Origin of the sequence: uncultured Serinicoccus sp. (assembly GCF_947500995.1) — a bacterium.
GTDB lineage: Bacteria > Actinomycetota > Actinomycetes > Actinomycetales > Dermatophilaceae > Ornithinicoccus.
Genome location: NZ_CANMUA010000006.1, coordinates 205,466 through 220,883, shown reverse-complemented (window position 1 = coordinate 220,883; position 15,418 = coordinate 205,466). Strand labels below are relative to the sequence as shown.

The following is a 15,418-nucleotide window of genomic DNA, read 5'->3' as shown; positions in this document are numbered from 1 at the left end:
TCGCGCGGCGGCGACGCGGCACCGCCCCAGACCTCGGTGGCGCTCCTCATCCTCCTGCGAACCGGACGGCTGCCGCCGTCCGCGTCGGCGCCGCGACGGGTACCGACGTCTCGGCGTGCCGATGTCCCATGGCACTGGTGTGCCAGTGGTGGTAACGTTACCGGTATCGCTACCAATGGAGGTTCGCCCGTGAGTGCCACCCGAGTGGAGTCCGTAGAGGTCCGCATCCTGGAGGTGCCCCTCAGTCGGGCGTTCTGGATGTCGCAGCAGGCGTACATGACAGCGGGTCAGGTGACGGTCTCCATCACCACGTCCGACGGTCTGGTGGGTTTCGGTCAGGCGCACGGAAACCCCATGGCGGAGATCGCGGGCCACGTGCGGGAGCGCCTGGGGCCAGCGCTCATCGGCCGCTCCCCCTGGGAGGTGCGGTCCCTGTGGCAGGAGATGTTCGGTCTCAGCAACGCCGGACGTGAAGAGGTCACCACCGGGCAGCCTCACTTCGGCACCCGTGGCAGGTACCAGTTGCTGGCAGCGATCGCAGCGGTCGACATCGCCCTGTGGGACCTCCGTGCCCAGGCCGCCGAGCAGCCGTTGTGGCGCTTCCTCGGGGCATCGGAAGCACGGATCCCGGCGTACGCGACCGGGGGCTACTACCCCAACGGCGACGGTGACGACGCGGGGATCGACCAGCTGCTGTCGGAGGTCGCGAGCTACGTCGAGCTGGGCCTGTCAGCGGTGAAGATCAAGGTGGGGCGGGACCCCGCGATCGACATCACGAGGGTGCGGGCCCTGCGCGAGGCATATCCGGACCTGCGCATCAAGGTCGATGCGAACGGGGGGTGGACGCTGGCCGAGACGCTGCACATCGCGCCGGCGCTGAGAGAACTGGGCGTGTTCTGGCTGGAGGAGCCGCTGCAGTGGCACTACGGCCCGGCGCACCATCACCGCGTACGCACGGAAGGGGGCATCCCGCTGGCCGCCGGCGAGCAGGAGATGCACCAGTGGGGCGCCATGGAACTGGTCGACAGCGGGGATGTGAGCTACCTGCAGACGGATGCGACACGAGCGGGCGGTCTGACGGCCTGGATGGACGCGGCCAACTACGCACACATGAGGGGTGTCGGGGTGGCGCCCCACCACGACGGGCACATCCACGGTCACTACCTCGCCACCCTGTCGGGGGAGAAGTACTGCGAGACGTTCCCCAACGCGGATCGAGACCCGCTGTGGCACGCCCTCTACACCGACAAGCCCACCCTCGCCGACGGCCACCTGACCCTGAGTGACAGACCTGGACTGGGCATCGAGCTCGACCAGGAACGCCTCTCGGCATGGACCGTCATGAGCCATCTGGTGACCCAGTCCTGACCAGCACCACAGCGAGCAAAGGAGCTCAGCACATGCACACGAAGAATCTCATCACCCTGTCGGCAGCCTCCATCGGCTGCCTGGTCCTCTCCGCCTGCGGCGGTGGCAGCCTGGGTCAGGTCGGCGCCGACGACTCCGGGACTGAGACGGAAGCATCCGGTGACGGCTCCGGGGAGGTCATCACGACCTCCTGGGGTCCCAGCGACACCGACTGGTACCTCTACGGGGTGGAGTCGATGGCCGTCATCGAGGACGCGTCCGGTCTGTCGGTCACGGTCCAGGAGAGTGCCGGCTCGGAGGAGAACGCCATCCGCATGGACGCCGAGAGCGTCGACTTCGGGATGATGGACGTCTCGGGCGCCGAAGCGGCTCTGGGTGAGCATGAGCTGACCACCCTCTACCCGCTGTCGATCGTCCTGTGGCAGCTCGTCGTCGGGGCGGACACCGGTGTCACCGGGCCGTCGGGCCTGGACGGCCTCAGCTGGAACGCCGGGCCCATCGGCGGCGGGTCCACCCAGACCACCATGGACGCCCTGGCAGTGCTCGACGTCGAACCGGACTACTACGAGGCGGGTCTGGGGGACGCCGTCTCCGCCTACACCGGGCGGCAGATTCAAGGCTTCTCCTACCGCGGCGCCGGGGTACAAGCGACCGGGGCGATCCTCGAGGCCTCCTCCAGCCGCACCATCGACCTCATCAGCTTCACCGACGACGAGATGGCCAGCATCGTCGAGGCAGAGCCGACCCTGGTCCCGGTGACGATCCCGGGCGGGACCTACCAGGACGTCCCCGAGGACGTGAACACCTTCGGGTACTGGGGCGTCGTCGTCGGTGCAGGACCACAGGTCAGCGATGACCTCGCCTACGAGGTCACCAAGACCTTCTGGGACAACATCGCGGAGGTCCAGGAGCGCCTGCCCCAGACCGAGGGACTGACACCTCAGGTGGCCGTCGACGAGCTCCTGCTCCCGCTCCACCCGGGTGCTGCTCGCTACTACGCGGAGGTCGGGGTGGACGTGCCGGAGGAGATGATCGGGTGAGCACGCCCACGGCTCCCGCGACGATCGAGCCATCGGCGGACGCAGCCATCCTTGCGTCCGGCCAGACCGGGTTCGTGCGCTGGGCGGCCATACTCCTCTCGGTCGTGGCCGTCGCCTCGGCAGCCTTCCACATCTGGACCGCTGGAGCAGGGCCCCTGCCGGGGTTCAAGCAGACCAGCGTGCACGTGATGTTCGCGGTCGTCCTCTCGCTGCTCAACCTCACCTCGGCCACCGGCGCCGCACCACCGGTCAGCCCGTGGGGGAGGCTGATCGACCGGGTGGCCATCGTCGCCGGCGTCATCGTCATCGTGTGGGCCACGGTCTACGTGTGGATCCACTTCCACAGGATCGTCTTCGAGCTGGGCTACGCACGACCCACCGCGACCGATGTCCTGCTGGGCACCCTCGTCCTGCTCGTCCTCTTCGACGCCTGCCGCAGGGCGATGGGATGGGCCTTCCCGGTCATCGGCCTGGTGACCATCCTCTACCTCCTCCTCGGGGACCGGATCCCGGGCGTCTTCGGCCACTCGGGTCAGACCTACTCCCAGGTCATCGGCAACTCTTTCACCTCACCGCTGGGGATCTACGGCAACATCACCGCGGCGTCGGCCAACCAGATCGCCATCTTCGTCCTGTTCGGCGCCCTGCTCATGCGGCTGGGCGGCGGTGACGGCTTCCTCAAGCTGGCACTCGTCGTGGCGGGTCGCCTCCGCGGCGGTCCTGGCAAGGTCGCGGTCCTGTCCAGCGCGCTGTTCGGCATGGTCAACGGGAGCGCCGTCGCCAACACCGCCAGCACCGGTGTCATCACCATCCCGATGATGAAGCGGTACGGGTTCCCGAAGCGGTTCGCCGCCGCGGTGGAGGCCACGGCCTCCACCGGCGGTCAGTGGACACCACCCATCATGGGAGCGGCCGTCTTCCTCATGGCACAGCTCCTGGGGATGTCCTACTACGGACTGATCCTGGCGGCCATCATCCCGGCCGTCATCTACTACATCTCGTTCTGGGTGACCGTCGACTCCGAGGCTGCCGTCCACGAGCTGCAGGGTCTACCCGCCGAGCACATCCCCCGGATCCGCGACTTCCTGGACGAGCTGGTCATCCTCATCCCACCGGTCGTCGCGCTGCTGTCGATGATCATCATGACCTATCCGGTCCGGATGGCCGGATTCAGCGCCACGGTCATCCTGCTGGTCACGGCGTTCGCGGTACGGGTGCTCTGGAAGCGCACGTCGTGGAAGCAGTTCGCGCGCGATCTCGTGCTCGGGTGCCGTGACGGAGCCATCACCGTCGCCATGATCGGGGTGCTGGTCGCGGCCTCGCAGGTGGTCGTCCAGGCCATCGGCACGACCGGAGTCGCCCTCAACGTCGGGCAGATCATCTTCACCGTCGCTTCTGCGTCCATCCTGCTGGCTCTCGTCCTGGCGGCCGGCATCAACATCCTGCTGGGCCTGGCGCTACCCACGGTGCCCTCCTACCTCATCGCCGTCGCCATCACCGGCACCGCCCTCATCGACCTGGGAGCCACCCCGGTCAGCGTGCACATGTTCGCCCTGTACTTCGCCGTACTCGGTGGCCTCACCCCGCCGATCGGAGCCACGGTCTTCGTCGCGGCCGCGATCGCGGAGACGGACTGGTTCAGGGCCAGCCTCACCGCCCTGCGCATCGCCGCGATCGCGTTCGTCCTGCCCTTCGTGTTCGTCATGCGACCAGAGCTGTTGCTGGACGGCTCGGTCCTCACCATCCTGACGACCTCGGCCTTCTGCGCCGTCGCGGCGGTGCTGCTCGCCTTCGCCCTCTCCGGGTACGGCGCCGGCAGGAGGATCACCCGGTGGGGTTCCGTCGCGCTCCTGGTTCCCGTGGTCCTCCTGCTCCATCCCCAGCTCGCCCTGAACCTCGCCGGACTCGGTGTCGTCGCGCTGCTCGGCCTGTGGTGGTGGAGGCAGCGCACCCCCACCACGGCCTAGACACGCGGCTCGACCCGAACCGATCCATCAACCCGCCCCACCCATCCAAGGAGCGTTCCGTATGAAGATCACCAAGCTTGACGTCATCCCGGTCGAGGTCGAGCTGCCGGAGAAGTTCTCCGGCTCCGCCTACTCGATGGAGTCGAGAGCGACCCTCGTCACGCAGCTGCACACCGACGAGGGAGTCGTCGGGGTGACCTACAACGGCGACGAGGTGCACACGCAGCACGAGATCGCTCGCATCATGCAGGAGGAGCTCTTCCCGCTCATCCAGGGAGGGGACCCGTTGATGGTGGAGCAGATGTGGCACCGCATGCTTCCCGTCACCTTCGACATCCTCCGTGACCGCAAGCTGGTGGTCATGGCCATGTCCGCGCTGGACTCGGCCCTGTGGGACATCGTCGGCAAGGCTGCGCAGATGCCGCTGTTCCAGATCTGGGGTGCGCAGCGCAGCGAGCTCCCCATCATCGCCATCGGCGGGTACTACAAGCGCAGCCTGACCCAGCTCGCGGAGGAGGTCGACTACCTCCGAGGGCTTGGTCTGGGTGGATGCAAGATGAAGGTGGGCGGCGCTGCTCCGGCGGAGGACGCGGCGCGCTTCATGGCGATGGCCGATGCAGCGGGTGACGACTTCATGCTCATGGCGGACGCCAACCAGGGATACACCCTCCATCAGGCTCTGCAGTTCCTCGACAACATCGACAAGCGCAAGCTGACCTGGTTCGAGGAGCCGGTGCGGTGGTACCACGACAAGACGTGGATGCGTGACGTCCGGATGGTCGGTGGGGTCAGGGTCGCCGCAGGACAGAGTGAGATGTCCCGTCAGGGGGTCAGGGAGCTGCTGGAGCTGGGCGCGGTCGACGTGTGCAACTTCGACGCCTCGTGGGCAGGGGGTCCGACGGAGTGGCGCCGGGTCGAGGGCATGTGCTCGGCATACGGCGTCCAGATGGCACACCACGAGGAGGGTCAGATCTCCGCCCACCTCCTGGCGTCGAGTGCCGACGCCGGGCCGGTCGAGGTGTTCGCCCCCGCTCGCGACCCCCTGGTGTGGGCCATCCACGCGCAAGGTCTCCGTGCGAAGGACGGCATGTACTCTGTGCCGACTGCCCCGGGACTGGGTCTGGATCTCGACTGGGACTGGATCAAGGCGCACCGCGTCGACGCCGCATGACGCCGTGACAGGAGGGAGTCGGTCTCCGGCAGTCGCGCACGGACGAGGAGAGCGACATGAACCGCAGCGGTCGACGATCGACCCTCAAGATGGTCGCCGAGAAGGCGGGCGTGGGGACGACGTCCGTGTCGAGGGTTCTCGCAGACCACCCTGACGTGTCCGAGGAGATGCGCCAGAGGGTCCTCCGGGCGGCGGAGGAGGTGGGCTATCAGGTGGACCTGGTCGCCCGGGCCCTGCGCAGCGGTGACTCCCGGACCGTAGGCATCATGATCGGGGATCTGCTGAACCCCTTCCTGGCGGCCATCGTGTCAGGGGCCTCCGACCACCTCAGGAGCAACGGGTATGCCGTCCTGCTCGCCACGTCGGACGGAACCCCCGACGAGGACCTGACAGCCATACGCTCCCTGATGCAGCACCGGGTGAGCGGGCTCATCGTGTCGGTGTCCGACGAGCGTCCACCTGCACTGACCTCGTTGCTCACGTCGGTCGACGCGCCTGTCGTGCAGCTGGACCGGGACCTCGAGGTGCCGGGGCTCGGGAGCGTCTGGGCCGATCACGCCGGCGGCATGCAGCAGGTGGCGGACCACCTGGTCTCGCAGGGGCATCGCAGGATCGGCCTCATCGTCGGGTCCGAGGGATCCCGGCCGACGCGCGAGCGGGTAGAGGGACTGCGTCATGGGCTGAGGAGGCTCCTCGGTGGCAGCGGCGAGGTCCTGGTGCGGTACGGCGACATGTCCGAGGCGTGGGGCTACGAGGCTTCGCACAGCTGGCTCGCGGACGACGACCGGCCCACCGCCTTCGTGTGCGGTGGCAACCAGATCACGGTGGGTTTCCTGCGGGCCCTCTCCGACGTGGGTCTCTCCATGCCGGACGACGTCTCCCTCGTGGCCTGCGATGACGTGTCCATCACCCAGCTCTTCCGGCCCGGCATCACAGTCGTCGCCCGCGACGCCCTCGCCATGGGGACGGCCGCCGCGGGAATGCTCGTCGACAAGGCGGGGTCCCGGAAGGTGGTCCTCCCGACCCATCTGATCGTGAGGGGATCGACGCGCGCACTCTAGGGCTCGGTCCACTACGCTGGCGACGTCGCGACCCCGGCGGGATGTGCCGTGCGGGCTGAAACGTCGACCTTCACCGAAAGGCCGACGACATGCCGCGACCGCAGTCCTCCTCCCGACCCCTGCACCCCACCCTGCTGCGCCTGGACCGCCTCGCGGCGCACCTGGCCGGGGACGACCACGTCCTGGCGGTCCTCGGCCTGGGGTCGGCGGGAGCGGAGACGCACCGGTTCGACGAGCACTCCGACATCGACGTCTTCGTCGTCGTCGACAGCGTCTCCGTCAAGAACGACTACCTGCGGGACCCGGCGTGGCTCGCCGGTCTGGGCGGCCACGTCGCCTACAGCTTCGTCAACGACCCGAACGGCCGGAAGGCGCTCCTGTCCGACGGGCTCTTCGTGGAGTACGCGGTCTTCACGCCAGCGCAGCTGGCGGCCCTGCCCGTCGTCGGCGCCCGGGTGGTCTGGGCGCGCGACGGCCACGACCCGCTCACGAGCGCCTCGACCCCGCCGACCCCCACCGCCCTCGACACCGTCGGCATCCACCTGAACGAGGCCCTGACCAACCTCTACGTCGGGCTGCACCGCGAGCTGCGGGGAGAGCGCCTGACGGCCATGCGCTTCATCCAGGTGTATGCCGTGGACCACGTCCTCGCTCTCGTGCGCCTCGACCCCGCCTCGCGGCTGGACCACCCCGACCGCTTCGAGCCGACCCGCCGCATCGAGCAGGCAGACCTGGCCACCGACCTGCCTCTCCACCGGATGGTCCTGGGCTACGAGCACAACGTCGACGCCGCGCGGGCGGTCCTGGGCTGGCTGACGACCCGCCACGTCACCGACCCCGCCATGACGCGGGCGATCCACCAGCTGCTCGACGAGGCCGACCAACCACCGCAAAGATCTCGTCGCGGGCGCCCCCCGGGCCGCTAACGAAGCGTCAACAAGGCCAGTTTCCGGGAGGTCGAGGTGCGGGTGGTCGACCGGGGGCCGGGTGTGCCCGAGGACGAGCGAGCCGTGATGTTCGAGCCGTCCCGGCGTCTCGGGGCCGACGGCGGGCTCGGGCTGGGACTGGCGGTGGTCGACGGGTTGGCTGACGCCATCGGTGCCCAGGTCGTGCCGGACGACACCCCGGGAGCGGTCTGACGATGACGGTGACGCTGCCCCGGTCGCTGCCCGAGACGCTCCCCGAGACGGTGCCCGCATGACCCTGGAGACGGACGGGCCCGAGCACCCCGCCACCGGCAGCCGGGTGCTCGTGGTCGACGACGACGCCGGGCTGGCGCGCTCTGGCCTCCAACCTCAGGTTCCAGGGGTGGCGGGTGAGCACGGCGGCGACCGGCCGGGCTGCCTTCGAGGCGGCGGCGGGGGAGCGCCCGGACGTGGTGGTCCTGGACCTCGGCCTGCCGGACATGTCGGGCCTCGACGTCATCGCCGGCATCCGGGGGTGGAGCTCGGTGCCCATCGTGGTGCCGTCGGCCCGGCACCTCGGGGACGACAAGGTGGACGCCCTCGACGCGGGCGCCGACGAGCCCGTCGTCGAGGCTGGAGACATCCGGATCGACCTGGCGCGGCGGGTGGTGACCAGGCGGGGGGGAGGAGGTCCGGCTGAGCCCGACCAAGTGGGCGTTGCTGGACGTCCTGGTCCGTCACCGGGGCCGCCTGGTGGGGCGCCAGACCCTGCTCCGGGAGGTCTGGGGTCCGGCCTACTCGACGGAGACCCACTACCTGCGGGTCTACACCGCCCACCTGCGCCGCAAGCTCGAGGACGACCCGTCCCACCCTCTGCACCTGCTCACCCACCCGGGCGCGGGGTACCGGTTCGAACCCTGAGACCGGCGGTCCCTCAGGAGGGTGGCGGCCCCTCCTGCCCTGACGCGCAGGGGCCCGGCAGCGCGGGTGGCGACAGGTCCTTGCACAGGAGCACCGAGCGGAAGGCAAGGGCGCCACGGACGCGGGTGTGCGCCGGCCCCACCCGTGCGTAACCGAGGGCTTCGTAGAAGGCCAGCGCCCCACCGTTGGACTCCAGGACCTGCAGCGACACCCTCTGCTTGCCAAGCTGGGCCGCCGCTGCCTCGAAGTGGCCCATGATCTCGGCCCCCGCCCCCGCGCCGCGGTGACGCCGGTCGACGACCACGGAGTGGATCTGGGCCTCCTCGGTCCTCGGGGGAGGCGCGACCGTCAGCACGGCCCGCAGCACGCCGGGGTATGACGCCAGCGCGGCGGGCACCCCGAGCACGGAGGGCAGTGCCAGGAGCCTGGAGGGCGGGGTCGCCGGGCGCGGCGCCTCCTGGGTGGCCAGGCTCCCGGATCCCACGACCTCGCCGCCGTGCTCCAGGACGTATCGCCCGGTCGGTGGTGCTGCGCCCAGCAGGCGCCGGACGGCCTCGACCCGAGCGGGCTCCTCGCCGCCCAGCATGCCGGGGAGCTCGGCGTCGTAGAGCTGCAGGAAGAGGGCGCTCAGCGCGGCCAGGTCGGCCCCCGTCGCCGGCCGCACCCGCCCGTCACCGGACGCGGACCACGCTGCACCGGTCATCCGTCCTCCTCGGCCACCTGCCGCCTCAACCTAGCGCTCATCCGCCCTGCTCGGCCGCGGCAACGCTGACCAGGTTGGCGACCTGCGGGTGCCACGGTCGGTCGAGCGGGCCGGTGAGGACGAGTCGCCGGTGCAACTCCGGCGTGAGGTCCACCATGGTGAGGGTGTCGGGTAGCAGCGTCGTGGCCAGCGACGGCATGATCGCCACGCCGATGTCGTTCTCCACCATGCTGAGCAAGGTCGAGATCTCGCGCACCCGCTGCGCGGGTTCGTAGCGCACCCCGCACCGGGTGTGCAGGTCCCTGATCTGCGGCTCGCACCCGCCGGCGGACACGAGCAGCGGGTCGTCGAGGAGGTCGGGGAGCCCGACCTCCTCGAGCCCGCTGAACGGGTGGTCGGTGCGGACCACGGCGCAGAAGCGCTCCCGCAGCAGCTCGAGAGCCCCGGGTGGCGTGGTGGTGGGATCGATGAGGATGGCGCAGTCCACCACGCCGCTGCTCAGACACTCGTCGAGCTCGTCGTCGTCACCCTCGAAGAGCCGAACCTCCACGCCGGGCAGGGCGGCGGTCCACTGCTTGAGCATCCGGGGCAGCATCCGGTGTGACACCGTCGGGGACGCGGCGACGCGGACCGTGCCGGTGGGGGGCTGCTGCTGGTGGGCGCTCACGAGGGACTCGATGGCTCGCGTGGAGGCGACCGCCGTCCGGGCGTGAGGGAGCAGGGCTCGACCCAGCTCGGTCGGGCGCAGCGGGCTCGCGCGGGTCACTAGGGATGCGCCCGCCACCTTCTCCAGGGCAGCGATGCTGTGCGAGACCGAGGACTGGTCGACGCCCAGCGCGCTGGCGGCGGCACCGAACCCCTCGTGCTCGACCACCGCCACCAGCACGGTGAGCTGCTTCAGCGTGATGCTCATGAGAATCCTTCATGTGCGAATGGTCCAGATGCATTGGACTCATGGTGGCACATCCAGAGACGCTCGACAGGTCAGAGATCGTTTGGGACCAGGAGCGAGCATGGCAGTCAACACCGCACCAGCATCGAGGACCGTGGCGTCGGTCGGGGTGCAGTACCTCGCCGTGGCAGCCGTCTGGGGAGCGAGCTTCCTCTTCATCAAGATCGCTGTCGGCGGGATGTCACCGGCGCAGGTGGTCCTCGGGCGGTTGGCCGGAGGGGCGCTGCTGCTCGCGCTGCTCATGACCCTCACCCGTCGTCGGTGGCCGACCGGTCTGCGGACGTGGTCGCACCCCTTCGCGATCGGCGTGCTGATGTATGTGGCGCCGTTCCTGCTCTTCTCCTGGGCGGCCCTGCACCTTCCCTCGGGACTGTCGAGCATCTTCAACGCCACCACACCCATCGCCACGATGGTCATCGCCCTGGCGGTCCTTCCCGACGAGCGGCTGACCCGGTTGAAGACCGCGGCGATGCTCATCGCCGCCGGAGGCATCGTCGTCGTGCTGGGCCCGTGGCGCTTCCTGGGGGAGATCCAGGAGGCCGACGTCCTGGCCCAGCTGGCCTGCCTGGCGGCGACGACGTGCTACGGGCTCGGGTTCACGTATACCCGCCGGTTCTTCCGCTCGCACGCCTTCGACGCGACCACCATCGCCGCCAGCCAGGTGGGTGCGGGTGCCGTCACCATCGCCGTCCTCACCCCCTTCATCGGGTGGGAGCCGGTCACCCTGTCGCCGTCGGTCGTCGTCAGCATCGTGCTGCTGGGCGCGGTCGGCACCGGGCTCGCGTACATCTGGTACACCAACGTCATCACCACCTGGGGGGCGACCGTCGCCTCGACCGTGACCTACCTGACCCCCGTGGTCGGGGTCATCCTCGGGGTGGTGTTCCTGCAGGAGCGCATCCAGTGGAACGAGATCCTGGGCGGCGTCGTGGTCGTGCTCGCCGTCCTCGTCAGCCACGGACGGCTCACCCGACGGACCTGAGCTCTTCCAGGTCCAGCTCGGCGAGCAGGCGTTCACCGGTGGCGCGCAGCGCGGCCATGGCTTCGTGCACCTGCCCCGGCGTGTGGGAGACGAGTCGTCCGTCGTGCTTGAGCACCTTCCCGCCGAGCAGGACGGTGTCGACGTTCCCGGGGTGGGCGAGCGCGACGACGGTGTCGGTGGGGTTGAGTCCTGGTGCGGTGTTGAGGTCGTCGCTGCGGACGAGGACGATGTCGGCCTGCTTGCCGGGGGTGAGGGACCCGACGAGGTGCTCGATGCCGAGGGCGCGGGCGTTGTCCAGCGTGGCCCACCGCAGCGCGTCGGCGCTGGTGGGCTCGTGGCGGGCGGATCGGTCGGCGTCCAGCCGGGGGCGGTCGGGTCGGGGGCGGGTGCCGTGCTCGTGCGCGAGCGCGTCGAAGAGGCGCTGGATGACGAGCGACTCGCGCATCGCGGCGAACATGTCCGTCGCGGTGGTGGCCTCGGAGTCGGTGCCGATGGACGGACGTCCGCCCAGGTCGAGGACCCGGCCGACGACGGGCTCTGGTGGCCCACCGTTGATCTCGGTCATGCTGGTGGCCGTCACCGACCCGCCGTGCTCGAGGACGGCGCGCAGCTGGGTGTCGTCGAAGCCGGTGCCGTGGACGAGGTTGTGCGGGGTGCGCAGCAGTCCCTCCTGCGCCAGTCGCTGGTATGCCCCGTCGGTCTCGCCGGGGGCGTGGGCGTGGGCGGTGGTCATGACGTCGAGGTCGGCCGCCAGCGTGAAGTCGGCGCGGTTGACCTCGATCCCGGCGTAGTCCGGGCCCAGGACGCCGAGGGCCATCCGGAGCAGGTCGTCGCCGTCGAGGTGCTCGCGGACCGCGGCCGCCACGTGGGGGTCGTGCGGGAGGGTCGAGTAGTGCTGCTGCCCGGGCGCGGGCAAGGTCTTGACCGTGCCGTGCGCGAACACCCCCCGGATGCCCGCCCCTCGGAGGCCGTCCACCGCGGCGAGGCTGTGCTCGAGGGCGCGTGCGCCGTGGCACCACTCGAGCACGGAGGTCGTCCCCGAGTCCAGCAGGTTGAGGGCGCCCACGAGCTCGGCGGTGCGGAGGTCGTCCGGCGTGAGCGCCGGGACGAAGTGGGTCTGCATGTGCAGGTGGAACTCGGTGCCGGACCAGTCGAGGCCCATCCCTCGGACCGCCGTCTGCCACAGGTGGGTGTGGGCGTTGATCAACCCGGGGATGGCGATGCGGCCGGTCCCGTCGATCTCGGTGCAGTCCGGCGGCGGTGCCAGATCGGGGCCGATCGCGACGATGACCCCGTACGAGACCAGGATGTCGGCGCGACGCAGGACACCGATGGCGGGGTCGACCGTGACGGCGGCGGTGTCGCGGATGATGACGTGCTCCACGCGGATGCCCTCTCGTCGGCCGTCGGGCCCTCCACGCTAGAGGAGCCGGCTGCGGCCTGGAGGGGCAGGCCGTGCGGGTGGCTTCTCAGGTTGCCGTGCGGCGTCCGCTGCCTACGCTCGAGAGGTGGATGCCGATACCGAGTCCCCCGACCTGCCGGAGCGCGCCCTGCTGCGGATCTACCTGGAGGACCACCTGACCGGGGCCACCGGCATGGTGCGCCGGTTGACGATGATGCGCGACAGCTACCAGGACCTCACGGTGGCCGCCGAGGTCGCCCAGCTGCTGCAGGAGGTCACCGACGACCGCCAGACCCTGGTGGACGTGATCCGGTCGCTCGGTCTGCGGCCCAGTCCCGCCAAGCTGCTGCTGGCCCGCAGCGGCGAGCTGGTCGGTCGGCTCAAGCTCAACGGACGCGTGCGACGGCGCTCCCCGCTGACCCCGCTCCTCGAGCTCGAGGTGGTCCACGCGGGCATCAGCGGCAAGTCCGGGCTGTGGAGGTCGCTGACCGTGCACGCCGATGCCCTCGGGCTGGACCCCAGGCGGTTCCGGGACCTCGAGGAGCGTGCCCGGCGCCAGCAGGACGACGTCGTCGCCGCGCACCGGCGGCTCACCCGGGGCGCCTTCGGTTGAGCCGCGGGGCGGCTCGGGCGGCGCTGGTCCGGTCGGGTTGTGTGCCATCGTGGCCCTCCCGGGGCTATGACCGCACACGGACGCACGGGGAGGCCGGATGGACCACGCGGGCGAGAACGGTGAGGTATGGCGCCAGCACAGCCGACGGCGGGCCCGCTTCTGGTGGGCGTACCTCGTCATCACCGTCGCTTTCCTGACCGCTGTCGTCGTCGTGCCGGACGTCCTGTGGGGCACCCGGGTGGGGGCCGTCGGCAATGTCGTGTTCGCCTTCCTCGGCCTCGTCGATGCCCGGGGCCGGACGATGGCCGACGCTGACGGGCTCGTGGTCCGTCAGCTGCGGGAGCGCCGCATACCATGGAACGACGTGGCGGCGACCCAGTCCGCCGCTGATCGTGACCAGGGCCCGACCAGGGTCAGGCAGCGGGACGGGAGGACGGTGAAGCTGCCCGGGGTGAGGGGCGAGGACCTCGACCTCCTCGACCGCATCCGTCGCGGTGACCGCTGACCGAGGCAGCCTCCCGATCCCCGAAGGGCCGCGCTCTCGACGTGGGAGGACGCGCCATGCGTGTCCGCAGCGGTCGCACCGACGAGTCACCCCTGGGGGTTGGGACCACCGGCCCAGTCGACGGGTGAGAGGGCGGCCCGAAAGCTCCCGCTGCCGTCGCCTGTGCTGCTAGGGTGCTGCCACCCTGGGCGGGTGGCGGCCGGACTGGTCCTCGTCGGCACCGCACGGTCGCGGGAGTGACGACGCTCGCACGGGTCCCTGCCGTTCCAGGGTCAGCGCTCCTCCGAGGAGGTCGTCCGAGATGAGCACCACACCGGAGTCGCCACGGTCGCGACTCGTCGGGGCGTGGGTGGCCGTCGCCCTCACCCCCGTCTTCGTCGCAGCAGGGCTGGTCATCGCCTACGCGCTGGAGGGTTGGGTCGCCCCTGACCTCACCGGGTCGCAGCGTTCGCTGACCTCCGACCTGCTGGGGGCTGTGGTGGTGCTGGTGCTGACCGCCGTGCCTGCAGCGGTCTGCTGGCGCTGGGCCCGGTCGGTCGAGGCCGCAGGCGGCTCCGGCGCTGCGCTGCCGCGACGCGTGGCTGCCGCGGCGGTCCTTCTGGTGGCGGCCTTCCTCGTGGTCCAGCTGGTCCGCAACGGGATGCAGGGACTCTACTGAGCAGAGCGTCTAGACCAGCCCAGGTGTGCCGGTCGATTGGCTGTGCGCGGTGGTGGCCCTCCACGGGCCATGACCGCGCACGGTGGGCTGCCGCGCTGCGGTGGACGCGAGGGTCGGGCCGGGCCACACTTCCGCCATGAGACAGGCGCTGGCCGTCACGACCGAGGACATCGACCGCATCACCGGACGGCTCTTCCTGACCCTGGGGGACCGCTTCCGCAACCTCACGGCCTTCTGGGTGCTGCTCGTGCTGGCCGGGGTCATCGCCTCGGCGGGGGTGGTCGCCGACTCGACCGCGACCGTCATCGGCGCCATGATCGTCGCGCCGCTCATGACCCCGATCCTGGGGACGGCGGTCGCGGTCGTGCTGGCCGACCGCCGGCAGCTCGTGGTCAACGTCCTGACCGTCATCGGGGCCTCCCTGGCGGTCGTCGTCATCGGCTACCTCGTGGGCCTGGTCGTCCTCACCGATGTCGTGGCCGCGACCAACAGCCAGGTGTCCGGGCGGGTCAGCCCCCGCCTCATCGACCTGCTCGCCGCGGTCGCCACGGGCATGGTCGGGGCCTTCGCGCTCGTGCGGTCCGACGTCTCGGACACCCTGCCCGGCGTCGCCATCGCCATCTCCCTGGTCCCGCCGCTGGCCGTGGTCGGGCTGACGCTGGAGTCCGGGGCGCCCGACGAGGCCGTCGGGGCGCTCCTCCTCTTCGGCACCAACGTCGCGGCGATCATCGCGACGGGCACGCTGGTGATGCTCCTGGCGGGGGTGCGCCAGGCGGCCATGGAGGCCGGCGTCGCCGTCGAACGGCTCGGGCCGCGTTCGCTGGTCGCGGTGGCCGTCTCGCTCGTCCTCGTCGCGGTCCCCCTGGGCATCGGCTCCTGGACCGTCATCCAGGAGCAGCGCCTCATCATCGCCGCGCAGCCGGTGGCCGACGCCTGGGCGCAGGAGTCCGGGTGGCGGGTCTCGCAGATCTCCCTGCAGGGCTCGACGCTGCAGATCGTGGTCATCGGCGACCCGCCGCGCCCCGGCCCGGAGCAGCTGCGGGAGGCGCTGGACGCGGCCCGGCTGGCCGGTGTCGACGTCGAGCTGACGCTGGTGGTGGGGGGCTCGCAACGGCTCGACGGCGAGTGAGGGCAGGCCCGCGCCTGGACCCGCGACGCCCGCAGGCGATC

General features: G+C 70.6%; 15 protein-coding genes and 1 pseudogene. 13 read left to right on the top strand and 3 right to left on the bottom strand.

Going from position 1 to position 15,418, the window contains the following annotated elements:
- The first annotated feature begins 189 nt into the window (after positions 1-189).
- The 8 genes and pseudogenes from Q0967_RS11060 (at position 190) to Q0967_RS11025 (ending at position 8,433) form a co-directional block, all read left to right on the top strand.
- On the top strand, positions 190-1,368 hold the full coding sequence (locus Q0967_RS11060) for a mandelate racemase/muconate lactonizing enzyme family protein (RefSeq protein ID WP_299450036.1): 1,179 nt from the start codon (positions 190-192) through the stop codon (positions 1,366-1,368).
- Positions 1,369-1,400: 32 nt separating this feature from the next.
- Positions 1,401-2,408 carry a TAXI family TRAP transporter solute-binding subunit gene (locus Q0967_RS11055; protein ID WP_299450033.1) on the top strand — a complete coding sequence of 336 codons (1,008 nt, stop codon included), beginning with the start codon at positions 1,401-1,403 and terminating at the stop codon, positions 2,406-2,408.
- Positions 2,405-4,375, top strand: a complete 1,971-nt coding sequence (locus tag Q0967_RS11050; RefSeq protein ID WP_299450031.1) for a TRAP transporter fused permease subunit — start codon at positions 2,405-2,407, stop codon at positions 4,373-4,375. The genes Q0967_RS11055 and Q0967_RS11050 overlap by 4 nt, the downstream gene beginning before the upstream one ends.
- Before the next feature lie 61 nt (positions 4,376-4,436).
- On the top strand, positions 4,437-5,546 hold the full coding sequence (locus Q0967_RS11045; RefSeq protein WP_299450028.1) for a mandelate racemase/muconate lactonizing enzyme family protein: 1,110 nt from the start codon (positions 4,437-4,439) through the stop codon (positions 5,544-5,546).
- Positions 5,547-5,602: 56 nt separating this feature from the next.
- The gene (locus Q0967_RS11040; protein WP_299450025.1) at positions 5,603-6,607 is read left to right on the top strand and encodes a LacI family DNA-binding transcriptional regulator; all 1,005 of its coding nucleotides are present in this window, start codon (positions 5,603-5,605) and stop codon (positions 6,605-6,607) included.
- An 89-nt stretch (positions 6,608-6,696) separates the two neighbouring features.
- Positions 6,697-7,533, top strand: a complete 837-nt coding sequence (locus tag Q0967_RS11035) for a hypothetical protein (RefSeq protein ID WP_299450023.1) — start codon at positions 6,697-6,699, stop codon at positions 7,531-7,533.
- A gap of 84 nt (positions 7,534-7,617) precedes the next feature.
- Positions 7,618-7,746: a hypothetical protein gene (locus Q0967_RS11030; RefSeq protein WP_299450021.1), complete on the top strand. Its 129-nt coding sequence runs from the start codon at positions 7,618-7,620 to the stop codon at positions 7,744-7,746.
- 58 nt (positions 7,747-7,804) lie between these two features.
- Positions 7,805-8,433: pseudogene (locus Q0967_RS11025) on the top strand (winged helix-turn-helix domain-containing protein).
- Positions 8,434-8,446: 13 nt separating this feature from the next.
- On the opposite strand, the gene Q0967_RS11020 reads toward Q0967_RS11025, so the two are convergent.
- Both Q0967_RS11020 and Q0967_RS11015 read right to left on the bottom strand, forming a co-directional pair.
- On the bottom strand, positions 8,447-9,136 hold the full coding sequence (locus Q0967_RS11020; RefSeq protein WP_299450019.1) for a GNAT family N-acetyltransferase: 690 nt from the start codon (positions 9,134-9,136) through the stop codon (positions 8,447-8,449).
- 37 nt (positions 9,137-9,173) lie between these two features.
- The gene (locus Q0967_RS11015; protein ID WP_299450017.1) at positions 9,174-10,049 is read right to left on the bottom strand and encodes a LysR family transcriptional regulator; all 876 of its coding nucleotides are present in this window, start codon (positions 10,047-10,049) and stop codon (positions 9,174-9,176) included.
- A gap of 100 nt (positions 10,050-10,149) precedes the next feature.
- Between Q0967_RS11015 and Q0967_RS11010 the strand changes: the two genes are divergently transcribed.
- Positions 10,150-11,070: a DMT family transporter gene (locus Q0967_RS11010; RefSeq protein WP_299450015.1), complete on the top strand. Its 921-nt coding sequence runs from the start codon at positions 10,150-10,152 to the stop codon at positions 11,068-11,070.
- On the opposite strand, the gene Q0967_RS11005 is transcribed toward Q0967_RS11010, so the two are convergent.
- Entirely contained in the window at positions 11,054-12,454 is a 1,401-nt protein-coding gene (locus Q0967_RS11005) for an amidohydrolase family protein (protein WP_299450013.1), read from the bottom strand. The two genes, Q0967_RS11010 and Q0967_RS11005, sit on opposite strands and share 17 nt — an antisense overlap.
- 124 nt (positions 12,455-12,578) lie before the next feature.
- Here Q0967_RS11005 and Q0967_RS11000 point away from each other — a divergent pair, with 124 nt between their 5' ends.
- From Q0967_RS11000 to Q0967_RS10985, 4 genes are all read left to right on the top strand, one after another.
- Entirely contained in the window at positions 12,579-13,085 is a 507-nt protein-coding gene (locus tag Q0967_RS11000; protein WP_298751323.1) for a hypothetical protein, read from the top strand.
- 97 nt (positions 13,086-13,182) lie between these two features.
- Positions 13,183-13,590, top strand: a complete 408-nt coding sequence (locus Q0967_RS10995; RefSeq protein ID WP_298751326.1) for a hypothetical protein — start codon at positions 13,183-13,185, stop codon at positions 13,588-13,590.
- A 301-nt stretch (positions 13,591-13,891) separates the two neighbouring features.
- A complete protein-coding gene (locus tag Q0967_RS10990; protein ID WP_299450009.1) occupies positions 13,892-14,248 on the top strand; it encodes a hypothetical protein in 357 nt (118 codons plus the stop codon).
- 136 nt (positions 14,249-14,384) lie between these two features.
- Positions 14,385-15,377, top strand: coding sequence for a DUF389 domain-containing protein (locus Q0967_RS10985; protein ID WP_299450006.1), 993 nt, complete (start codon positions 14,385-14,387; stop codon positions 15,375-15,377).
- Positions 15,378-15,418: the final 41 nt, after the last annotated feature.